A 23,718-nucleotide genomic window follows, 5' to 3' on the forward strand; every position below is an offset into this window, starting at 1 on the left:
CATGATTTGATCCTGATAGCAGGCTTTAAAAGAAGGAGGTTTTGATGTTACATATCTGTATTTTGATATCTCAAAATACAAGTATCAGTACACCGTTAAAAGATTGATCCAGAACAATATTAAATCTAAATTCACTTTCCTAGTTCAGGCATAAAATGCGAAAAGAGGCTGCCCTTTTGAGACAGCCTCTTTCTTTATTTCTGTACTATGCTTTATTTCTGTACCGTGATTTTGTGACGGGTAACGGACCCATCTGCCATTTTAAGTACAACGATGTAAATTCCTGATGACAGGCCGGCAACGTTGATTCCATCAGATGGAAGCTTGTTTAACTCGATATGAGCCCTACCCGCGTTATCATAAACCAACACCCGGTTAACCGTTTCAGCTTTGACTTCTTTAAACAACAATCTGTTGGAAACCGGATTTGGATATAGAACAACACCAGCTACACCGTCCATACGGACAGAACGGATACGGCTATAAGCATACGTATCGTCTTGATCAATCATTTTCAGACGGTAGTAGTTAACACCAGACAATGGTGACACATCCGTAAAGTCATAAGGACGTTCAGATGTGGATTCTCCTGATGCAGCAACCTGCCCTACCACGTCCCAGCTTTTTGCATCTGTACTCCTTTCAATAATGAAAGATTTACTGTTTTGCTCGTTCGTAGTTTTCCAGGTTAATATAACGTTCTTCTCATGCTTGTTAACATTGAACTGAGCCAGTGTTACAGGCAGTGGAGATTGTTCAGTAGTGCTTACATATATGAAACTGCTGAATGAAGTTATATTATGAAACTCTACATAATTCACCCCGTTTTCTACACCAGATGCATCCGGTGTAAGTGAGATTGCCTTGGTTGGATCCATTAAACCATCGCCGTATATATCCACAATCACCTCCTCTGCGTTGCCTTCATACTTATACCATCCACTGGCGTTCGCTCCGGCTACGTTGGTTTGGCTTAGCTCACTTGCGCTGTAATATACCCTAACTTTGTTGGCAACGGTAGTGAAAGCACCAGCATCTTCAACCGTTGTTATACGTGGCATAAGATTCGTAGTCTGCGCTCCGTCGTTGTAGCTGGTTCCTTCTGGTGTAATCGTGACGGTAAAGCTATTCAACTCTGCACCTGTGAATCCGGCAGCGGCAAACAAATTTTGCGTATTATCATCAGATTTGTAATAGTATTTCCACTCACCGGCTCCGCAATTATCATTGTAACTGGTTGTAGTTTCAATAACCGATGGAAGGTAAATCTCTCCACTGTTGATAGGCGTCACTTTCGCAAAAGTGAAATAGCTCGCTCCGTTAGGGAAGCTGGTCAACAGATCATAATCCGAACCATTAACGGTCAGAGGCATGGCCGTAACATTGGTTGTGAAGGCAGCATCACTGGCAGTCAACAATACATATTGCGCACAAGCTTCAATACCTCCCGCGAAAGTAGTTGTACCCACTGATGAAACCGGGAAGCGTAACTGCACTTCACTGGTAGCATTGGTATTCTGTACTTTCCACACACGGTTCATGCGACGGGCATTGTTGGTGCCTCCTGCAAAATTAAAAGCCGTGTAGGTACTTGCGGTGTTAGTCATTGCCTGTGTATTCCCATTGTCACCCCACACCAGATACTGACCATCGTTCAGCGAATCGGTATTTGCAGCATTGCTTGCAGCAATTTCACCCAAACCGATGATCACCTGATTATTGGTGTTGGGATGCTGACTACGGCTCTGCTTTTGGTGTAAGGCCGAATTAAAGTCATTCCCAATACCAGCGACATTATTGTAATAACCAGCGTTATCTGAAGCATTCCAAACCACCACATCCTGTGAGGTAGTATAGTTATTTGTGTTTGCCAGCGTAATGCCATATTTAATAGCCAGGTAGGACTCGACTTTATTTCTTTCAACAGCCGAATTGTTACCGTTTCCGTAAATAATCAACTCGCCGATGTTACCAGTGAAGCCCGCATTGTCACTACTGTTAGCGGAAAACTGAGTAGACCCGAATGCGTGTCCGCCAGTCATAGTCCCTCTGGCACTATGTGTACCATTGGATATACTTGCATTACCATTTATACCCTTTCCAAGCGAGAGGTCCGTAAATTTATTATAAGTAATACTTGGATACGTTGCAGCCCAGGTACCGCCAGGATTTGCTAAATATCTGGAGCCAAACGCATTATTTACCCTTTCAAGTCTCTGATCAGCCATTATTCCAATTCCGTCCCAGTACGCAATACTTCCGGATACGTTGGTATTATTTACTAACGAGCTGAAAATCCTTCCGTTACCGCCTGCTGTAATACCTTCTTTAGTTAAGGTATAAATATCAAAATTTAAAGCGGATACAGTCTGAACATTTAAATTTCCTAATGCTTGTGCTGTGGAGGTAAAATTTATTCCAGGATTATAATTAAAGTAGGTACTGCTACCTTCTGCTAAAATCGGCAAAGCATTGTCACCCAATTCAGTAACGGTGGTACCCGAAGTAAAATCGGTCCAGCTTGTAACATCAGCACCCACACCTGAAGCAGTCGCAAACTTGTCCGCTCTGTACCAGTAGCTCAGGTTATTGGTTACTCCGCCTGGTGCCTGGATAAATGCTGCAAATGTAAAATAATGTCCATTAGCCAAAGTCACATCGGCATAGGCATATTCTATCCCGTTCACGACCTGGCTATTTTCCATAGCGGTTATTTGGTCCGAAGCGTCGATAGTGGCATCGAGACTTTGGATCAGCTTTAAGTTAGCATATCCTTTTGGCCATGCAACTCTTACCACACCAACAGAGTTGGTATTTTGCACTTTCCAAATGGATGCAAAACGGTAGTTTACATCAGGGATTCCCGCAATGGTAACAGATGGAGATTTTGCCAGATTGTTATCACCCCAGATTAAGAACTGACCATTCGTCAGAACACCTGAATTGGCTGCATTGGTATTGTCCAATCCGGTTGTACTGATCAAAACCTGACGGCCAGGATTGGTACTCCATGACTGTTTCTGATACAAAGAACCCATATCGTCGCGGGCAATTCCGGCAATGTTAAAATGATAGCCGTTATTATCTCCGGTTGCCCATACAACACCAGAGGCCGAGTTTAGGTAATCTTTTGTACCTTCTGCATAAGTGGTACCATATTTGATCGCCATATAGGTGTCAACCCGGTTCATTTCATCTTCAGTAAGTCGATTTTCGAATACAACTACCTCATTCAACTGCCCATATAAAGGGCCATAATTACCTTCGCCAATTCTAAAACTTCTATAAATATTACTCGCTGTGTTAGCAACTTGGGTAACATTATTTAATTCGGTGCCAGTATAATACTTGCGAATTCCGTTTTGCGAGATCGTGGCACCGAGATGGTTATTATCCCCTCCAGCACCGTTTTGCCAAGCTCCACCCATTGTGAAATAGTTTTTATTCACAAGATTGTTGTCGCTTACTCCGGGATAACCACCATGTGAGGCAGCATAAAACAATGTTTTTGTATTGCCTCCAGTAGTATGGGTATGCAATCCCGGATAATCCAATGTAGTCTCCCCAAAGCCTGCGATATCTACATTCGACAATCGATTCAAATATCCCGAAGCATAAATTGTTCCATCTGCTCGATCTATCAGATTGGTAGTTCCTGTTACGTCATATCTCATCCAATGTCTACCACTAAAGGTTACAGTGGGATTAAAATTGGCCAGCTTAGTTGCATTAGAAAAAACAGGTCTGTCCCCTGAAGTTGCCTGCACAAGATTGTATCCCGTACCTTTGTACTCATTCCATTGTTGCAGAGTCTGCCCATCTTCAGCCACGGTTGTGCCTGCATCGGAAAACTGCTGTCCTGCTCCATCTGCCCTATACCATGCTGCCGACGCTACATTGCCCGGTCCAGACACAAACCCCGCAAAAGTGAAGTATTGTCCATCGCTTAGGGTAACATCGGCATAATTATAAGAAATGCCATTTACAAGTAATGTATTGGCAGTCATGTCTGTTCTCATATCCGAGTCGTCAATGGTTGCATCAGCGCTTTGAATAAGCGTAAGACTTGGAATTCCCGAGGGCCATGCCACACGCACCGTTCCAACGGTTCCGGTATTTTGCACTTTCCAGATGGCTGCAAAACGCAGGTTCAAGGATGGTACACTTGCAAAGTTGAATGATGCGGAAAGCGTTTTGGCCAGTCCGTTATCTCCCCAAATCAGATATTGACCATCAGAAGATAGTGAAGTTAAGTTTCCGACATTGGTATCGGTCAAGCCTGTTGTTGAAATAATCACCTGCTGTCCTTTATTTACGCTGATACTCTGCTTTTGATTTAATGCTGATGCTTCATCGTTCACAATACCAGCTACATTATTATGATAGGCACTGTTGGTTGTGGAATTCCAGACTATATCCCCATTAGAATTCAGGTAGTTGACTCCTGAAGGTAAGGTAACCCCATATTTCAATGCCAAATAAGAATCTACCCTATTTCTCTCTGTAGCAGTCAAATTGCCGGCACCGTATATGATCACTTCACCGATATGACCTTTAAAACCCCAGTCATCACCTCCGGGAGGATTTGTACCTCCATTAGAACCAAAAATATGCCCACCAGTCATCTGACCTCTTGCCGAAACATTATATTGTGTGCCCAGACCGGCCCCGTTCACACCTTTTCTGATGGAAGTATTGGTAAAAGTATGGTACATGATACTCGGTATTGTAGTAGAAAAATCAATGTTTCCAGGATTTGTAATGCCCAGTCCACCTCCCGAGCTATTTCGAGTAGCTACATTTCCACTCACATACAATCCCGGTTGATCCCAGTTTGCACCACTAAATGAGGTATTGTTCCTCCCAATGTTGAAATACCTCGTTCCGCTCATCCCCTCTTTGGTCAGGGTGAAAATATCGAAGGAAGTATTTTCCAGGGTCTGTGTAGTGATGTTGCCGAGCATCTGTTGGATTGCTGTAAAATTTACTCCAGGATTGAAATTGAAGTAGTTTGTACTTCCCTCCTTGAATACTGGGACAGGCGCTGTTCCAATTTTACCGGAAACAGTACCTCTCGCAACATCTGTCCAAGTGGTTACATTAGTACCATCCCCACCAGCTTTAACCAAGCCTTCATCGGCACGATACCACTGGGTCAAACCTGCTGTAACACCACCGGGGGCGGGCACCTTGGCCGCAAATGTAAAATACTGACCATTAGTCAGCGTTACATCTACATAGTTGTAATCAACATCATTTATCGTAATCTGCGATGTCATTGGAGTCAATATATCGCCAGCACCGATTGTCGGGTCGCTGCTTTGGATCAGGCTCAGGCTTTTAAGACCTTTCGGCCAGGCCACGCGAACTGTCTCCACAGTTCCCGTATTTTGTACTTTCCAAATAGCCTGAAAATGATGAGAAACCGATGGAAATGCAGAAGTAGCCACAGTTGGTACTTTGGCTAAACCATTGTCTCCCCAGATCAGATACTGCCCGGCAGTTAATGCAATTCCATTTCCGGAGTTGGTTCCGGTAAGGCCGGTGGTGCCAATCAGCACTTGCTGTCCGGGATTCGTACTCCACGATTGTTTTTGCTGCAATGCGCCGTCGTTGGCAATACCAGCGATGTTATTGATATAACCTGTGTTGGTGGCAGCGGTCCAAACCGGCGATCCTCCAGCATTTTTGTAATCTCTTGTTCCGTTGGCGTATGTAGTACCGTATTTAATGGCCAGGTAAGTTTCTACCCTGTCCATTTCGTCAACAGTGAGCTTATTTTCAAATATGAGTATTTCGTTCAGTTGTCCGTTGAATGCTCCGTAGTCGCTGTCCCGGCCAATCCTGAATTCATTGTAGGACGCAGCTGTATTGACATTATAGATCTTCGAGCCAGTAATATCACCTCTTATACCATTAAGAGAAACGGTTGCCAGTGCATGGTTGGCCGATCCGCCTGCACCATTTTGCCAGCCGCTCCCTGCAATAAAATGCCTTTTAGCTGGCATCATGTCCATACTCAGCCCCTGATAGCCCGGACCACCAGAGGTAAAAAAGAGTAATTTGTTGTTGGCACTATACATATGCAACCCTGGATAGTTCATGCTGGCATGAAACCCGGCAAATCCATTCCCTTTTTGAACATTCACATAGCCTGCCGAATAGATGGTACCGTCAGCCCGATCTATATAGCCTGCGCCGGAAGGTGTGTGCTGAAGAATGTCATTGCTTCCGTCAAAGGTGACCGTAGGGTTAAAGTTGGCTAAAACGGTACCGTTTGAGAAAACCGGCCGTGCTCCAGCACTGGTTTGAATGAGATTTCGCCCTGTACCCAGAGCTTCATTCCATTGATATACTGTTGCATTGTTTGCAGCTAGTGTTGTACCCGCGTCGGAGTATAACGAGCCGTCAGATCGGTACCATGCAGCAGGTGCAATCCCCCCAGGTACATCCTGCGCATAGAGCTCGAAGGATCCTAAGATCAGGATTAAAATAATAATCCTAAACAGATTATTTTTTGCCCGGTTCAAAAGCACATCCGAAAGCCTAAAATAACCGGAATAAAGTGTGTTCATACTAGAATAAAGTGTGTTCATAATCGATATTTAATTTTAGATACGATAAATGTGTAGTTAACTCTTCATTGCCATATACTTCATTTGCTTTTAAGGTTTATTGAGAATTTATTTGACTAATTAATAAGTAAAAGAAATAGGAAGATTTGCTATTAAAACACTCTATCTGGCTATATTTAAGTAGTGTGTATAGGGTGAATTATAAATTTTACGATTGAAACTCTAGTTATTCCTTCGGAAATTTCAGGATGCCTTATAATCTAAAACAGCTTCCGAAAGCTGGTATTCGGCAATATCTACAGTTAGAATTACTAATTCCCAATGCTGATCATTCTACATCATTTAGAAATTTTCTTGAGATCAGCCTGACGTTTCTACGACAATAATCAAGAAGTAATACTTATTTATCTTTGTGCAATTTATTTAATTTGAAAATATTAATAGGTCGAATATCTTATCAATACTAGGCTCTTATTTTATTTTATTTCACCTAAAATAGAACCACAAAAGAAAACAACCCACCGAATAAGAAATTCTACCATAAGCTGTCAATAAAGAAAATTTAATATCTAGGTTTCCTTAAAAGGGGACCAGCTGTATCATGTACTGCGACCTAGAATTGTAGCAATAAAGATTACTCCTTCTTAAATTGTTGCAGTTCTTTTTGACAAAGTAGTACCCGTATACTCCTATCTCTCCATCTTTGGAATATGAGTACCAGGCGTTCACATATTAAGATTGCGATACTTAATATTTGTTGTTACAGAACAATCATCGGCAGGAAGGCCTCTGAAATGGTTAGATTATTTTAGAAGCAGAAAAAATTTTAATTGCATGTTTAACCACATTGGTAGGCTCAAATTTCATCTACTATTGAAGTATAAAACATGACATTTATAGCGGCATTATGGAAAAGTCAAGAAGAGACTTTACTATGAACTATTCGAAAAAAGAAGCAGGGAATTGAAACTATTTTTCTTAATGATATTACATATATTATAGAATATAGAAATACTCAGACATGATTTAACTGGTTAAAATGAGTAGATATGGGCGGTTTTCTTATTTAATTGGTGTGAAAAATTTATCAGCTTACCTATTTGGGAGGCATGCAGTTACTTTATAAAAAAACATGTTCCTAAATTTCCTCCCTCAAAAAATCGGTCTTTGATAAATAAATTAATTCTATTTTGATGCGAAGTAAAATTCATCTTCTGATAGTTTCCTTCTTAATATCTTGTATTCCATATGATGTTTCTATTGCTCAGGTTTTTCGTCATTTTTCACAGAAAGAGGGTGCACCGGAAGAAGGCGTTCTCAGCATAGTACAGGACAAAAAAGGTTTTCTTTGGTATGCAACCACAAATGGCTTATACAGATATGACTCTCGTACATTCAAGAAATTTTCTTACAAAGAAGATGATACTACCACCATTAGCTCGAACCTTGTCGAAAGCCTCTTCTGCGACTCAGATGGTGTTATCTGGGCAGGGACTAGGAATGGATTGAACCGTTATAACAGCAGTCGCAACACGTTTACAAGATTTAAGCATAATCCGAAGGAAGCGGGCTCTATTAGTGGAGACACCGTTTACTGCATTGCCGAAGACAGTCAAAAAAAACTGTGGGTTGGCACCTCCCAAGGGTTAAATAGTTTGGCGTATGTTGACCAAAAAGTAGAATTTACCAGCTACGCGCAAACTAAACGTATCAAAGAGACAAAACAAATAAACAAAATAGCAATAGGTGACAACAATCAGTTGTGGCTTGCTACGGTGAACGGTCTGTTATGTATGGATCCCAATAACCAGCGAATAGAAATGTTTAGGGCTGATGCTAACGCTCACTTCCCGTTTATTAACAATTTTAAGTCAATATACTACGATAAAACAGGCAGTATTTGGTTGGGGATCAAAGAGGGGGGGCTGCTTCGTTACCATCTCTCATCGAAAAAATTTGAACTAAAAGGTAATTTTCTTGACAGTAATGGAGAATGGCCGATCGTATCAGGCTTTGCTTCGGACAAACAGGGAAAGATGTGGATCTCCACCTGGTCGGGATTGGTAAACTACGATCGGAATACAAATAAGACCCAATGGTATACAAGGGATCTAGGCAACCCATTATCACTTGTCGACAACGTAATTTTGACAATGTATAAAGATACACAAGACGGGATATGGTTGGGATGTTATTACCGTGGTATCAGCTATTTAAATGTACGTATATCGCCTTTCAGCAAGTATCCCTTTTACCTGAATTCGTCCCATTCCGGAAAATTACTGGACGGGTGGATGGGAATAACTCCTAAGGATAACCTCTGGATAATTGCGGAGGACCGTAGAAAAATGATGATTTATGACAAACAAACTGAAAAAACATCGGTCCACAATCTGAACCTGGGATTCTCCCAACACTCCAATCATTTTTATGTTGATGCAAATCATAACATATGGTATAGCGGGAACAAATCTCTCAGTAAATACAATATAAACAATAAACAATTCAAGGATTTTAAAATTCCTAATACGTTAGAGCTCCCTCCTAACAGTAGCAGGGTTTACCGTATGATTGAAGACAAGAAAGAGAAACTTTGGATCGCCGGGGGCTTCGGACTCCTTAGTTTTGACAAAAACAAAGAAACCTTTCATGATTTCGGTATTAAAGATTATATGATCTGCATTTTCCAAGATAGCAAAGGGAATATATGGAGTGGTGGAAAGGGTATCGTTTGGTTACTTAAAACTGGTGCGTCACACTTTCAGAAAGTTGAAATCGAATCTAAGGATAACCCGGGAAAAAGTGACATATGGCGTATTACTGAAGATACCTCAGGAAGAATATGGCTCATCACAAGTGAAAAATTAAAGCTTTATGATGAAGAACATCATCGAATTACTGTGTATCCCACTGGAGCCGATGCTCTGCCAGAAGATCTGAGCGATATTCAAGCGGATCGTAAGGGATATCTTTGGTTATCTAGTGGTTCCAATCTTATACGTTATCATCCAGATAATGGAACAACCCGATTATTTACCTATGAAGACGGATTACCTTACCATGCCACACTACGACTTAGCTCAGCAGTAAGTGATGGTGATGGACTGTTTTACGTACCTGGTAATAATGCGTATTTCTCCTTCAATCCGAATAAGGTCATGGTGGAGTATTATACCAGCCCAATTGTTTTAACTTCCCTCCGACTTTTCAATAAGGAAGTAAATATAGGCGATCATACGAATATTCTGAATCAGGACATAAGTGAGCAGTCTGAATTGATTTTCAGGCACGACCAGAATATTTTTACACTTGATTTCTCAATGCTTAGTTACAATAAGTCGGATCAAAATCGGTACAGCTACAAACTCGAAGGTTTTGAAAAAAATTGGAATAATGTTGAAATTCCGACAGCAACATATACCAATCTTCCAGCAGGGAAATATACGTTTCTTGTCAAAGCAGTTAATGGCGATGGATATTGGAGTGAAAATCCACTCCGGGTCAGTATTGTGATTCTCGCCCCCTGGTGGCATACATGGTATGCATATTTGCTTTATGCATTAGTATTCATAATTATCACATATGTAATCGTCCGCTTTTTCTGGTTTAGGAGCACACTAAAAAAAGAGAGTGAGTTACAATTACAGAAACTTACCTTTTTTACAAATGTATCACACGAAATACGTACACACCTGTCGCTCATTAACGGACCATTAGAAAAGGCATCCCGCTCACCGCTCATCAATTCGGATACCGGTATCTTCATTGCTCAGGCAAAGTCCAGTTCTGACCGATTGATGTATTTGGTAGATGAGCTTTTGGATTTTCGTAAACTTGAAAGCGGGCATGTTCAGCTTCAGGTAGCTCCGCATGATATGACCAACATCCTGAGAAAAGTATTAGAATCCTTTAAACATGTATTGCTGGAAAAGGAAATAAGCCTGAATACCGATTTTCCCGAAGGACCTGTGATCGTGTGGGTTGACCAGCATCAGATTCAAAAAGTTTACTACAATTTACTGAATAACGCCGTCAAATTCACTCCTAAGGGTGGACGAATAGACCTAGGCGTTACAGAAATTTCCAGCGAAGTATGTATAAAAGTGACCAACACAGGCACTGGCATTGCTCCGGAATACCTGTCACGTATTTTCACCAACTTCTTTCAAATAGATGAGAATCAAGGTGAAAATACCGGTTATGGGATAGGACTTGCTATCGCTAAGGAGGTTGTAGATCAACATTGCGGCGATCTTTCCGTGACTAGTCAATATAGGAAGTATGGAGATTCGGGCATCACCAGCTTCACTATGAGGCTATTAAAAGGCAAAAATCATTTTAATGATTCTCAAATTTCGGTTGCACCGATCGTCAGTCAAAACGAGATTAATGGGAAATCTCATATCGATGACCATATTGAGTTAGTAGGAAAAAAAACGCTCTTGATAATTGAAGACAATACGGAACTCAGAACTTTTACAAAGGAAGCGTTCAAGGACAAATATAACATTCTGGAAGCAGAAGATGGAGTGCGTGGACTAGATATGACGAAGGCCCATCTTCCAGACTTAATTCTTTGCGATGTAATGATGCCTGTGATGGATGGATTAGAGCTGTGCAGGCAAATAAAAGCCGACGCTCGGATCAGTCATATCCCCATATTGCTACTAACAGCCAAAAGCGGTATTCCCAATATTATTGAAGGGCTGGAAATGGGAGCAGACGATTACCTGGTTAAACCTTATGATCTAGCAGTACTTGAACTCAAGGTGAGCAACCTTATAAAGGTAAGAAGTTTATTGAGGGATAATAATAGCTCATATCTGGAACCAGGAGATTTGCCCCTCAATGACGTGGACGGAGAGTTTATACTTAAACTGAAGAATCTTACTATTGATAACTTGGCAAACCCTAAATTCGGCGTCAATGAAATAGCCCTTCAATCTGGAATAAGCGTTTCCGTTTTGTATAAAAAGCTCAAGGTATTAACAGGCATGACAGTTAACGATTTCGTGAAAGTGTTGCGAATGAAAAGAGCGATGCAATTATTGGAAACTGGCTTACATAACGTTAATGAAGTAGCCACTGCAGTAGGCTATAATGATACAAAATATTTTAGCAGAGAATTTAAAAAAATATATGGTAAAAATCCAAATGAAATAAGAAAAAGCTCGATCGACAATATTGTAGATTACCCGCCATACTCTGAGTAAGCATCTCCATTTTACATCATTAAGTAAAATTAAGCATGGACTTGAGCAGGGGTCCGATTCATTCTTTTTACCTGGGCATTTTCATATATATCAGACGGAAATTTTTTTCAAGTTGCTTAGGAATGTGAATTTCAGGTTAAAGACGAATCGCTCTATCTGACATGCAGCAGATTTGTAAAAAATTAGAGACAGTACGTTGGTGTCTCACTAACTTATAATGACAATCAGAATATTATTTTTGATTTGTGAGATAATAGTAAGCGATCGAGCATCCCCTAATGTCATTTAATTAACAGGGTTAAGTATGATTTCCTCCTATGTGAAAGCAATTCGCAGAACTTACAGTCGTAATTGATATCGTTGAGCTGCCTTAGCACGTCCAGTAGCCAATCATTCGAATTCACCTAGTGTTTTTTTGAATCCAGCAAATATTAAATAGATCCTGGTCGCATTTTGGGTGGTACCGTGTGTACCGGCGAACCGTTAAAGTACGACATCTCGCTATTTCCGGCCTCAGGCCAATGACCTGATGGCATTTTCGATCAGGTTATTGTCCAGTTGCAGATCCCCATACAGCATATAATACTCCATGTGATAAGCCGCCTTGATTGTCCATCAAGCGCAAAGCATAAGCTTAGGACTTTCCGATTTTCAATCCTATTCGTTCAAAAATTTGTTTCTGCCATTGGAACGGTAAGTGATCTACAAACTTAGATACAAGATGAAATACCGGGCCTGATTCATCGAAGAGTTCTCATTAGATCGTTTTGTCGGGGAACGGACCGATAACTACTCCCTTTTTTTCTTGAACGAAGCCGGCACCACAACCCAGACTTCAGTTACTTCCTATTCGGTTACTTTGTATTCTTGCTCTGATACGCCTTAGGCTCAATGTTCTATAATTCTCTTACTAACTCGTCAGGGAAGTGGATACTACGGTTCGGATGGGTTCTTCCTTATATTTGGGGAAACATTAACCAGTTTGAGATAGTATCACCTTCTTTCGTAATAGGTCAAAGCAAGCCCTGCCATACATTTGTCTTTTTATACTCTTTATCCGGTTTACATGGCCTTCTACAGCACCATTGCTCCAAGACATATGGATCCCGTTTTTAACAGCTTTGATATCCCTTAACAAACCATTAGCAAAAGTGGTCAATCCTACCATCTTGTATTTTGAACGTTTAATAAATTCGATCCTTCGGTTTATATTACCACGCCCTGTTCTTATCATCGTACTAAAAATCTGTACCAACTTTTGAATTACCGGTAGTTCTGAGATATTATCCAATAGAGTTTGTAGATACTTTCGGTCATCGGGATCCTTGATAACAGTTGGGCAGCAACCAATATATTTTGCCAGCTTCCTGGAGCTTAAGGGTTTTATATAGGGAATTCTTGACTTTTGAATTTGTGCAAAATCTGGCGTGTATATTTCAAATTCTTCCTTTATGAGGTTGATATTGTGATAGGCCTGAGTTCTACTTCCCTTGTATCCCAATTCATATATTTCATCTATTATATCTTTCATCATATATCCTTGGTCGTTTAATCGAGCAACAATGTGCTGGGAGAACAACTCAATATTGGTTGATTTAGAGCTTATTCTATGAGGTAAAGTTTCTAAGGAGAGGTATGATTGAACTGTATTGCGACTTATGCCCAAATCCCTCGCTACTTTTCGGTTGGATATACCCTTGGCCTCTAATTCCTTAACCTTATTGAAAACATCCTGCCTCTGGTCTACTTTTATTTCAACCCTTTTTTGGACTTTTGATAATGACTCCGCTGTTTATACTTTCGCATTGGCAGTAATGTGACCATCGGGCTTTTTTAAAAGCTCATCGCTTTTTTCTTTAATTAGTTTTTTGATTTTCGGATTCACACTTTTGAAATACTTGTCTAAAGCATCCGATAGATTCATTAATAAATGAAATCGGTCCGCAACCTGTTCTGCACTTGGACAAACTTCATTAATGGCAGAAGAATACGAACTGGCCCTGTCTCTGGTGACAATATTTACATCAGGATATTTTAACAGCCACTTTTTAAGCTCTTTACCCTCCCTCAAAGGTAAAATATCAATAGGCTTCGAAGTCTCCATATCAATAAGAACGGTTCCATAGCTTACCCCTTTTCGATATGCAAAATCATCAACACCAAGTACCTTTGGTTGGGCTATCTGGGGTAGCTGTTGTTTGAGCGCTATTCGTGTATGGTTGATCTGCTAATTGCAATCAGTAGTTGTTGGGACAGCATACTGCCCAGTTTACCGGTTAATTCAATTGACAAGGAATCCAGTAGCTTTGATACCCTTTGTGTTCTTCGCGAATATCTCAAAATATAGGGTGTTTGCTCTGAGAATACTTTTCGGTTACATTGAGGGTTTTGACATTTAAATTTGCGGGTTTTTAGGAAAATAGTGGCTTTGTTTTGAAATACCGGGAGATCTGATATTGTTCTGGTATAATGATCATGGATTTTATTACTGTGCTTTTCGCAAACGGGACACTTTCCTCGCTTGGCTTTTACTGATGCATATATTGTCACAAGAGAAAAAGAGTAATCAATATTATTTACAATTAGTCCAGGCATGCCAATTAGTTGTTTTATGGTAATAAGTAGCTGTCTATTAACTACTTAAAGATAATTGACACCGCCCCATAAAACAAGGAATAAATGCACTTAAACGCCTAATTATCAGTCGATTAAACTTAACTCTCTAGTCCGTAGATTTCCCCAAATATGATTAAGAACCGGTCCCACCGAAATATCCAGGAAGATCATAGATGAGTGCGAAGTGCACTGCATTACTGCGCTTTTCTCCCTGCTTAGGCTGTTATTGGTTAACTTTTCCATCTTCCAAAATTAGCTTAGTAAAACCTCTAGCACCTTTTCTAGATTGATCCAGTTTTGAATGCATTATCTAATAGCGGTGTATTTGACCGATTGCTGCTCGCAAAAGGCCTTGGCTCCTTAGTTAATATCCTTCCACTGCCCGAATGCCTGCCGATAGTAATGCACGTTTTCCCTTTGTATATTTTCCATGTGACAAAGCTCCAAATAAAGGAGTTGGATGGAAAGCTGGGGATGGGTGATTACTTACTGTTTTTTTATTTTCCATTGCCTAACGTTTTGTGTTCAACCTCACGTTCTATAAGTGCTAAAGCAATTCCTAGAGCCTCAATCCTATTCTTAAGTAAAGTATGCTGTGACGTTCTATCCGTAAGTTTTGGCATCGACTTTTCACATTTATTTAATAGTGACTCAATAACTGTTGCGGCTTGTATTAATTGGTCTTTAGGATAGTTTTTCATAGCTAACTGGATGGTTAATACTTGTCGATCATTTTACCCCCATTCCTTCTAATAATTCAGGTATTGACTTTTTACTTCTTGATAATTTTATTTCGGATTATTTGGCTTGTGAAAGTTAGAGCAAATCCCTTCTTCGTCTCAATGCTGTTAAATTGTGATGAAAATTAATCAAGGCCTACGAAATAGAAACTCCGAATCCTTTTGATATGATAAGCCCTTGTTGGTCATCTAACGCTACCAAATTTACCATATGTATATACTATTAATTTAAATGATTTAATTATCAAAGATATATTGATTGATCTTTCATCTAGTTAAAGTTTATTTTGCTTTCTTAATTCCAATTAATTCAAACTCTTACAAGAACTTATAAAATTTCTACTTCTTCAGGAATTATAAATAAAAGTATACAACCATTTTTAGATGTTACGGAATGTTTAAAATTTGGTGGGGTATACAAATAATTTCCCGAATCTAACCTGGCACCTTCCAGTGTGCAAGATCCTTCAATAACATATATTTCTTCACCGCCAGGATGATTATGGTAAGGATAGACTGCACCCGGTTCAAACTTTAATAATATAGTGGTAGATCGCCCTTTTTTGTCATCGTAAAGTAATGACTTTACAAAAATACCATCATAATTTATACCCTTTTCTACTAAAGGTTGCCATTCTTTTTGGTATGTATCTACTATAAATTCTTTTATTTCAGTTTTCAAAATATTTTTAATTTATGGATTAATAATTCATTTTCGACCATTTACCGGTTTACCCGATTTGTAATTTATTCCATTTTATCAAGAGATGCCATATAGCTTATAAGGCTACCTTTTTATGAAATAAATTTTTTCGTTATTGACGACAGCTATTTTACTGTCATCCATTACAAAAAGTTCCTAAATAATCTACAAGCAGCCTGCTATCACCAGAACGGTATATTACGTTTTTTTACTTTTGCAACATCTGTTTTTCCTAGTATATATACACATGAACAGTAACTTGCTTTAAAACCATGGTTTCATTTTGTTTTATGACAAAATCAAGAAGTATGGGGTTGCTGGACTGGTTATAGAGATTTGCGAAGTTTGGTACTATTAATTCGGCCAGTTTGGGTGAGTATCCATTTACGTAATTGAGCAATTCACGCAAGCCTTATTCAAAACTTTATGTTGTGTTCTAATTTGCAATGTGTACCACAGTAAAAGTTTTGTTACCAATTGAATCATTTTTAGTAAAAAAATAAATTAAAGCTAAAACATCATAAGTTAGAAAACCATAATAATAAGAATATCGATTTTGGGTAATTTTTAAATTAATATTTAATTCCATATATTATGAATTTAAATTATAGTCCACTGAAATGGTGCAGTTTACTGAAAGCATTAATGCAATAGTTAATAGTACTTCATAAAGTGATTAAATTTTAATGTAAATATCAGCTGAAGAAGGTTTTAATAAAATAGATAATGTTATGTAAAGGATGTAAACTTTAGATAACATTATCTCTTTTATAGGCTTTTGGCGACAAATCAGTGTGTTTTTTAAAGAAGTTTGAAAAATAATAAGGATCTTTAAAACCAAGTCTAAAGGCGATTTCTTTAATAGAAAGATTTTCATACTGAAGCAACCGCTTTGCCTCTGAAACGATTAATCCAGAAATAACTTTTTGAGCTGTTCTTCCTGTATGTAATTTTGATTGTTCATTTAATATCAATTCTGTGGTGTTCAATTTTTCTGCAATTTTTTTAAGCTGATAATTTTTATCAAAATTGTTACGAACCAACTCTAAGAACTTTAGAAAAAGTGCATCTGGTTTCCAAATCTCATCACCTCGTTTTAATTTAGACCTATTGATTTCTATCAGAACAAGCTCGATCCTTGAATGAATAGAGGTAAGGTATTGATATGGTTTGGATCTCAATTCTTCTTGGATAATTTTTAACTGCTCATTGAGTAGGAGATGATTATCAATAGATATAATCTCGTTCATATCAAAATGGCAGAAAAGACCATTTTCGAATATTAACTCGATATCGTGCTCCTTTTTGCAAAAAAAATCTAGCGTAAAATCAAGAACGAAGCCTTTTGCATTCTCCAGTTTTTTAAAGTAATGGTATTGTCCTGAGGTTATTGTTAAAGCTTCATAAGATTTTAATTCAAATACTTTTTCATCTATAACAATTGACAAGTGTCCGCTTTCACACCAGATCAGGACGTATTTCAACAGTCTTTGTGGAGTAAAGAGGGCTTCTTCATTCTCGAATGTTCTAATGTGAACCATAATGCGTACTAAATTTTTAGAATTTGGATATTATTTTTAAACTAAACTTCACCATTTTTTATTTAACAAGGAATTTCTCTGATATTCAAAAAAAATTCAATTTTGTCCATTTTTATTTTACAAGATTTGCATAATTTACAATAACTTCTACTGTTTCTTGGTGACCATCCAAGCAAGTACTTATATTCCGTTCGCAAGCGAGTATAAAGTTTTGAGACTGTAATCTAAACATAGAAAACAATGTCAAAACGAAAATCAAAGAGTATAGAAGTGTTAAGGCTGGTTGAAGAATTTAAATCAACCGGATCTGTTCGTATCATCAGACAGGGTACATTCAGTGTGGTTAAAGCATGGTCTACAACCATTTAAAAGGCGGTGCATGTCGAAATTGTTATTTATCATTCGAGTGCCGTGGAGCGCAGGACAGATATGATGCGAAATGGATAATAACTCTAGGCAGAATTTATAACCAATCATTTATTTAAACCTACAATAGGATTGCGTCTGCCAAATTTTATAATCGTTCAAACAGCATTCGTGGTTGCTGATACCTTTAACGATGAAGTACAACCCTTCATTCGGCAGTACCATAAACCATTGCAGTATCATAAACCATTTAGGATGATACTTGCAGTGCGCGGTATCCGGGTATTGCAAAGCCAGAGAAGACCAAGACGCATCGCCAGTGCGATACCAGTTCTGTTCGACAATGGAAGATGTAAATCATATAAAGATGAAAGCAACGAGCCCCAAGACGAATGGAATTTTTGAACGTTTCCTTATGGACGAGGCTGTCAAGGTCGGCAAAGAATGAGCCATTTAATTACCCCTGACAGAGATGGCCAAAGGCATCATTATGTATTGAAGAAAAGGCTGAAGTTGTTGTCCGATCAATGTCAGATAATTCACTTATGCCCGATCAATTGGTAGCCGGCACAATTTAGCTTAAATGCGAAGTTCTTGACTTTATACAAGGTTTACTCACTTCTCCCTTCGGTCCTGACCCGCAGCTTACTAGGCTAAACGAATGTTCTGTTCCCATTTGACTCTAAATTTCCATGAATACTTTCCGTACGTGCCCACTAGAGCATTGCATCCTTTTTGTCTTTCCCTAAATTTCTGTTCCCTTGAGCTGCTATTTGCTCAGTGGCATATTCTCTCGCTTCCGATCACTTTTGCATATTTGATAATATTTGCACCCGCCAACTGCCGGGAGCGTAGCTTTAATGCCTGTATTCATGCATATCTAAAAACTGAAACTACTCTTGCGACACATAGCCTTGGTTGCTCTATCAGGGACCATATCCTTTAATTAGTTGAAACTTTTTAATAAGGGTATAAACAAAATTTTGACTATTTGAATAGTAGAAAAAGCTTAGCTAGAGGCTTCCAAGGATAATTAATGACGCAGTACCGCCGATAAACGTAAAAGTTTAAAATTCGTAACAGGAACGAGGCGACGAATTATCAAATAGGTGTCGTTCAGGCGCCCTTACTAACTAACCATGAAACATAATCAATATACTATAGGGGTTGACTTCGGCACTGACTCGGTGCGTGCCCTGGTCGTCGACACCCAAACAGGAAACTGTGAGGCAGCTGCAGTCAGCACATATAAGCGATGGCAGTCTGGTCAGTTTTGCCAACCAAACCTTTCACAATTCCGACAACATCCTTTAGACTATTTAGAGAGTTTAGAACAAGTCATCTCAAAAGCTTTAGAACAAGTATCTTCCGAGATTCGCAGCAGAATAGTAGGACTGTCTGTGGACAGTACAGGCTCTACCCCGGCTCCAGTGGATCGCCAGGGCACTCCCCTAGCCTTGCTGCCCCAATATGCCGACAATCCTAATGCCATGTTCATTTTATGGAAAGATCATATGGCCAATCAAGAAGCTATAGAAATCAATCAGTTGGCTAAAGAATGGGAAACGGATTTCACCCAATTCAGTGGAGGGGTTTATTCCTCAGAATGGTTCTGGTCCAAAATTTTGCGCGTTTTACGCACCGATCCTGATATAAGACGGGATGCATTTTCATGGGTGGAACACTGTGACTGGATATCGGCTGAGCTAACGGGAAATACCGACCCCCTGACCCTGCGCCGTAGTCGATGTGCCGCAGGGCATAAGGCTATGTGGAATGAGGCCTTCGGAGGCCTTCCATCCGAAGCATTTTTGGTCAAATTAGATCCCCTTTTAGCCGGTTTGCGAAGTAGACTTTATACCGACACCTATACCAGCGACCAGCCGATGGGGACCATCTCATCTCAATGGGCAAACAGGCTAGGCCTACCCGCGCATGTAATTATCGGTGTAGGAGGCTTCGATGCGCATATGGGCGCAGTAGGGGCCCATATCAAGCCTTATAGTTTTGTAAGGGTCATGGGAACTTCTACCTGCGATATGTTAATGGCGCCCAACGACGAAATCGGACATCTACTTATAAAAGGAATCTGCGGGCAAGTAGATGGTTCGATCGTCCCGGGCATGCAAGGCACAGAAGCTGGCCAATCGGCGTATGGAGACTATTATGCCTGGTTCAGAGATATCCTTCTAGAGCCGGTAAGAGAACTAGTAGGGGAAAAAGCATACCAGGTGATGAGGGACAAACTTTTGCCTTACCTATCCGAAAAAGCTGCTGCTCTGCCGGTTTGCAAAGATGATATGGTGGCCTTAGACTGGATTAACGGAAGGCGGACTCCAGATGCCAAACATACCTTAAAGGCGGCCATCTCCGGACTTAACCTGGGCACATCAGCTGAGCAAATTTTTAAGGCCATTGTAGAAGCTACAGCTTTCGGATCCAAAGCCATTGTGGACCGCTATCGCGCGGAAGGAGTACCCATAAAAGAGGTAATCGCCCTGGGAGGGGTGGCTATTAAGTCTCCTTTTGCCATGCAGACCCTTTCCGACGTACTCAACTTGCCCATCAAAATTACCAGCTCCGACCAAGCCTGTGCCCTGGGGGCTGCCATAAATGCCGCCGTTGCCAGTGCTGTTTATACCAACGTTCAGGAAGCCCAAAAAGCCATGGCCTCCGATTACAACCGAATTTATACCCCCAGAGAGGAACGGGTAAAGATATATGAGGATTTATACAAAAGATACCTATCTCTAGGCCAATTTATAGAAGCAAATGATTGATCTTAAAAAATTTGAAGTCTGGTTTCTTACCGGAAGCCAGGATCTATATGGGGAACAAACCCTCAGGCAAGTAAACGAACATTCCAAAATCATTGCGGAATATTTAAATCTATCTGCCTCCATACCCGTTACGGTGGTATTCAAACCAGCTGTAACGAGTTCTGAGGTCATATTAAAGGTTATAAAAGAAGCCAATGCTACTCATCATTGCGTAGGGATAATCGCCTGGATGCATACATTTTCTCCTGCGAAAATGTGGATATCAGGACTTAATTCGCTCCAATTACCGCTCTTGCATTTCCATACCCAGTTTAACCGGGACATCCCCTTTGAACGGATTGACATGGATTTTATGAATCTAAATCAGTCGGCTCATGGAGACCGTGAGTTTGGACACATCTTATCAAGAATGAAAATCCGCCGCAAGGTGGTAGTGGGTCACTGGCAGTCCGAATCTGCGCAATCTCAAATCGGGAACTGGGTCCGGGCCGCAGTAGGTAAGCACACTTTACAGAATATGAAAGTGGTCCGATTCGGTGACAATATGCGCTATGTAGCCGTTACAGATGGGGATAAGGTAGCCGCTGAAATGAAACTGGGCTTGGAGGTAAACACTCATGGAGTAGGTGACCTGGTTCATAGAATCCGGCAGCTGGGAGAAGAAGAAGTAGACCGACTCATTCAGGAGTATGAGGATAGTTACCAGCTGTCCGTCGACCTTCGGAAAGGAGGCTCGCAACGCAGCTCACTCCGAGAGGCAGCTCGGATAGAGCTGGGTATCAGATCCTTCCTGGAAGAAGGGAATTATGGTGCCTATACGAATACATTTGAGGACCTGCATGGTATGAGTCAGCTCCCAGGGATCGGATCACAACGTATGATGGCCTCAGGTTTTGGCTATGGCGGTGAAGGAGACTGGAAGACCTCCGCCTTGGTACATGTGGCCAAAGTAATGGCAGTTGGGCTTCCAGGAGGCAACTCATTTATGGAAGACTATACCTACCATTTTGACCCGGCAAATCCCATGGTATTAGGCTCGCATATGCTGGAAATCTGCCCCAGTATCACAACTGGCTCCATAGACTGCGCCATCTACCCCCTTGGCATTGGTGGAAAGGACGACCCCGTTCGCCTGATTTTCAATGCCGACAGTGGACCTGCCCTCAATGTCTCTTTGGTCGATATGGGAAATCGTTTCCGGCTGATTATAAATGAGGTTGAAGCAGTAGAAATTACTCAGGGCTTTCCTTACCTCCCAACGGCCAGAGCATTATGGAAACCACTACCCGACATGCAAACTGGCCTTCAGGCCTGGCTTTTAGCTGGAGGGGCGCACCATACTCTTTACAGTCAAAATCTGAGCCTAGAACATTTTACAGATTTAGCCGAAATGCTTGATCTGGAACTACTCCAAATTGGAAAGGATACAAATCTTCGGCAGTTCAAAGAGCAGCTCCGAATCAACGATATGCTTTATAGATAAACCTCGGACCTCGTAGCCTATTTTCTTTGCTACGAGGTCCGAGGTTTATAACCAATAGCGTGAACCACATCGCTAAGCTAAAAAATCCTTACGCATCGGATTGAAGATGTCCACCAGGATACCTGCCTCCAAGCACAATACGCCATGGAGTACACCAGGTTGTACGAAAAATACGTCGCCCTGACCAAGGATATTTTGCTCACCTCCTATAGTCACCTCAAAGGAACCTCGTTCTACATAACTCATTTGTCTATGGATATGGTCATGTATGGCCCCGATGCTACCCTTCTGAAATGACACTTTTACCAGCATCATCGTTTCGTCATAAGCCATAATCTTCCTTCTCACTCCTTCCCCTACCGTTTCCCAGTCCAGCTCCTGATCTTTTATAAAATTAATTTTCATATCTCTGATGTGTTGGATGTTTGAATAGGACGCGTACCCAATAGCTTCAAAAGCTGCGTCTTCTTAATATGTTATCTTTTGTAGACTCTAAAAATGAGACACTGCCCCGACAATCTAAGACTATTACTGGAAAGTAGGAAGTTTATATTTCGATCCGGGTTAGATTAAGGCGAGTGACGCTGGTCCGGGATCAAGACCAAACGTTGAGGAGCTACGTGGATTAGACATAATTACAGTCGCAGTCTAAGGCCAGAAAACATAAAATCCTGACAATGAGAACATTATCAGGATTGTGTGGAGAAGATGGGATTCGAACCCACGACCTCTTGCATGCCATGCAAGCGCTCTAGCCAACTGAGCTACATCCCCTCGTACTGGGCTGCAAATATGTGCGATAAATTATGAATATCCTAGTACCATAGGAAAAATTATCCTTGCTCTCTCAACTCAAATTTTTTAAATATTTGATAAGCAACCCAATACCTGAAAATATTTCTGAAAAATATCAAAGTGTTTATCTTCCTCCACTAAAAAGTTTAGCGACTCCCCATAGTATAAATGCTAATACGGCCACTACCATGATGACGCCGGTCCATACGCCTCCTTTGAAAATAGTGCCTACCAACTCACAGCTGGTTAGGGAGATGGCCAATATAAAAATTACCAAAAAATTCGTTATGTTTCTCATGTCGTAAGCAAGTTAATGTTATAATGAAGGCTTACACACAATAACCATACCACTGACTGGATTAGCCAATATTATCGATAGGGATTAGATTTTTAGCATCATTTTTAAGCAGCATTTCAAATAATATTACAGTGGCCTTGGCATCTCCTTCGGCCCGATGCCTGTTTTCCAGACTGATAGCCAAACTATGGCAAAGGTTGCCTAGGCTATAGGAGCGGTAGCCTGGGAATATTTTTCTACTAAGTTTGACGGTACACAATAGATCTCTTTCATAATATTCCTCAATTGATTCAAATCCTCTTTTAATAAATCCATAATCAAAATGAGCGTTATGAGCCACAAACCAGGCGTCTTTTGTAAGATGTCGTACCTCATCCTGCACTTGAGCAAACGTGGGTGCAGACCTCACCATTTCATTGGTAATACCCGTAATTCCTGTTATATAGCTAGGTATAAGCTGTTCAGGGTTTATTAAAGAGTGAAACCGGTCGATCACATTTTTGCCATCATGCCGAAAAATGGCGATTTCTGTAATACCGGCACGGGGTCCGCTCCCGGTAGTTTCAATATCAACTATTGCGTACATTCCGTAAAATCATGATTTATAT

At 40.4% G+C, this 23,718-nt stretch carries 14 protein-coding genes and 1 tRNA gene; 4 read left to right on the forward strand and 11 right to left on the reverse strand.

Annotated features, from left to right (window positions below; genetic code table 11):
• Positions 1–212: 212 nt before the first annotated feature.
• Positions 213–6,596: a T9SS type A sorting domain-containing protein gene (locus tag X939_RS0104380; protein WP_084299312.1), complete on the reverse strand. Its 6,384-nt coding sequence runs from the start codon at positions 6,594–6,596 to the stop codon at positions 213–215.
• Between the two features lie 1,172 nt (positions 6,597–7,768).
• Here X939_RS0104380 and X939_RS0104385 point away from each other — a divergent pair.
• Complete coding sequence (locus X939_RS0104385; RefSeq protein ID WP_025762053.1) at positions 7,769–11,788, forward strand: hybrid sensor histidine kinase/response regulator transcription factor; 4,020 nt, start codon at positions 7,769–7,771, stop codon at positions 11,786–11,788.
• Positions 11,789–12,761: 973 nt separating this feature from the next.
• Here X939_RS0104385 and X939_RS23260 read toward each other — a convergent pair.
• The 6 genes from X939_RS23260 to X939_RS0104420 all read right to left on the reverse strand — a co-directional run bounded on the left by X939_RS23260 (position 12,762) and on the right by X939_RS0104420 (position 17,388).
• Complete coding sequence (locus tag X939_RS23260; protein WP_025762054.1) at positions 12,762–13,322, reverse strand: transposase; 561 nt, start codon at positions 13,320–13,322, stop codon at positions 12,762–12,764.
• 258 nt (positions 13,323–13,580) lie between these two features.
• Positions 13,581–14,012, reverse strand: a complete 432-nt coding sequence (locus X939_RS0104395; RefSeq protein WP_084299314.1) for a transposase — start codon at positions 14,010–14,012, stop codon at positions 13,581–13,583.
• On the reverse strand, positions 13,994–14,383 hold the full coding sequence (locus X939_RS24100) for a transposase family protein (protein ID WP_084299316.1): 390 nt from the start codon (positions 14,381–14,383) through the stop codon (positions 13,994–13,996). The genes X939_RS0104395 and X939_RS24100 overlap by 19 nt, the downstream gene beginning before the upstream one ends.
• Before the next feature lie 518 nt (positions 14,384–14,901).
• Positions 14,902–15,105 carry a hypothetical protein gene (locus tag X939_RS0104405; protein WP_025762056.1) on the reverse strand — a complete coding sequence of 68 codons (204 nt, stop codon included), beginning with the start codon at positions 15,103–15,105 and terminating at the stop codon, positions 14,902–14,904.
• A 367-nt stretch (positions 15,106–15,472) separates the two neighbouring features.
• Positions 15,473–15,826 (reverse strand): dimethylsulfonioproprionate lyase family protein, encoded by a 354-nt coding sequence (locus X939_RS0104410; protein WP_025762057.1) that lies wholly within the window; start codon positions 15,824–15,826, stop codon positions 15,473–15,475.
• A gap of 770 nt (positions 15,827–16,596) precedes the next feature.
• Complete coding sequence (locus tag X939_RS0104420; RefSeq protein ID WP_025762058.1) at positions 16,597–17,388, reverse strand: helix-turn-helix domain-containing protein; 792 nt, start codon at positions 17,386–17,388, stop codon at positions 16,597–16,599.
• A 240-nt stretch (positions 17,389–17,628) separates the two neighbouring features.
• Here X939_RS0104420 and X939_RS24000 point away from each other — a divergent pair, with 240 nt between their 5' ends.
• The 3 genes from X939_RS24000 to araA all read left to right on the forward strand — a co-directional run bounded on the left by X939_RS24000 (position 17,629) and on the right by araA (position 22,017).
• Complete coding sequence (locus tag X939_RS24000; protein ID WP_262485427.1) at positions 17,629–17,757, forward strand: hypothetical protein; 129 nt, start codon at positions 17,629–17,631, stop codon at positions 17,755–17,757.
• Between the two features lie 1,136 nt (positions 17,758–18,893).
• Positions 18,894–20,534, forward strand: a complete 1,641-nt coding sequence (locus X939_RS0104430; RefSeq protein WP_025762060.1) for a ribulokinase — start codon at positions 18,894–18,896, stop codon at positions 20,532–20,534.
• Complete coding sequence (araA, locus tag X939_RS0104435; protein ID WP_025762061.1) at positions 20,527–22,017, forward strand: L-arabinose isomerase; 1,491 nt, start codon at positions 20,527–20,529, stop codon at positions 22,015–22,017. The genes X939_RS0104430 and araA overlap by 8 nt, the downstream gene beginning before the upstream one ends.
• A 72-nt stretch (positions 22,018–22,089) precedes the next feature.
• Here the strand turns inward: araA and X939_RS0104440 are convergent, their stop codons facing one another.
• The 4 genes from X939_RS0104440 to X939_RS0104455 form a co-directional block, all read right to left on the reverse strand.
• Positions 22,090–22,422: a cupin domain-containing protein gene (locus X939_RS0104440; protein ID WP_025762062.1), complete on the reverse strand. Its 333-nt coding sequence runs from the start codon at positions 22,420–22,422 to the stop codon at positions 22,090–22,092.
• Positions 22,423–22,717: 295 nt separating this feature from the next.
• Positions 22,718–22,791, reverse strand: a tRNA-Ala gene (locus X939_RS0104445).
• A gap of 145 nt (positions 22,792–22,936) precedes the next feature.
• Complete coding sequence (locus X939_RS23755; RefSeq protein ID WP_198034362.1) at positions 22,937–23,110, reverse strand: hypothetical protein; 174 nt, start codon at positions 23,108–23,110, stop codon at positions 22,937–22,939.
• Positions 23,111–23,171: 61 nt separating this feature from the next.
• Positions 23,172–23,696, reverse strand: a complete 525-nt coding sequence (locus X939_RS0104455; RefSeq protein ID WP_025762063.1) for a 3'-5' exonuclease — start codon at positions 23,694–23,696, stop codon at positions 23,172–23,174.
• Between the last annotated feature and the right edge of the window lie 22 nt (positions 23,697–23,718).

Origin of the sequence: Dyadobacter tibetensis Y620-1 (genome assembly GCF_000566685.1) — a bacterium.
GTDB classification, from domain to species: domain Bacteria; phylum Bacteroidota; class Bacteroidia; order Cytophagales; family Spirosomataceae; genus Dyadobacter; species Dyadobacter tibetensis.

What these genes read in the sequence shown, in the direction of transcription:
- X939_RS0104380 (WP_084299312.1), bottom strand. Translation starts at nt 6,596, where the DNA reads ATGAACACACTTTATTCTAGTATGAACACACTTTATTCCGGTTATTTT.
- X939_RS0104385 (WP_025762053.1), top strand. Translation starts at nt 7,769, where the DNA reads ATGCGAAGTAAAATTCATCTTCTGATAGTTTCCTTCTTAATATCTTGT.
- X939_RS23260 (WP_025762054.1), bottom strand. Translation starts at nt 13,322, where the DNA reads ATGATGAAAGATATAATAGATGAAATATATGAATTGGGATACAAGGGA.
- X939_RS24100 (WP_084299316.1), bottom strand. Translation starts at nt 14,383, where the DNA reads ATGCCTGGACTAATTGTAAATAATATTGATTACTCTTTTTCTCTTGTG.
- X939_RS0104405 (WP_025762056.1), bottom strand. Translation starts at nt 15,105, where the DNA reads ATGAAAAACTATCCTAAAGACCAATTAATACAAGCCGCAACAGTTATT.
- X939_RS0104420 (WP_025762058.1), bottom strand. Translation starts at nt 17,388, where the DNA reads ATGGTTCACATTAGAACATTCGAGAATGAAGAAGCCCTCTTTACTCCA.
- X939_RS24000 (WP_262485427.1), top strand. Translation starts at nt 17,629, where the DNA reads ATGTCAAAACGAAAATCAAAGAGTATAGAAGTGTTAAGGCTGGTTGAA.
- X939_RS0104430 (WP_025762060.1), top strand. Translation starts at nt 18,894, where the DNA reads ATGAAACATAATCAATATACTATAGGGGTTGACTTCGGCACTGACTCG.
- araA (WP_025762061.1), top strand. Translation starts at nt 20,527, where the DNA reads ATGATTGATCTTAAAAAATTTGAAGTCTGGTTTCTTACCGGAAGCCAG.
- X939_RS0104440 (WP_025762062.1), bottom strand. Translation starts at nt 22,422, where the DNA reads ATGAAAATTAATTTTATAAAAGATCAGGAGCTGGACTGGGAAACGGTA.
- X939_RS23755 (WP_198034362.1), bottom strand. Translation starts at nt 23,110, where the DNA reads ATGAGAAACATAACGAATTTTTTGGTAATTTTTATATTGGCCATCTCC.
- X939_RS0104455 (WP_025762063.1), bottom strand. Translation starts at nt 23,696, where the DNA reads ATGTACGCAATAGTTGATATTGAAACTACCGGGAGCGGACCCCGTGCC.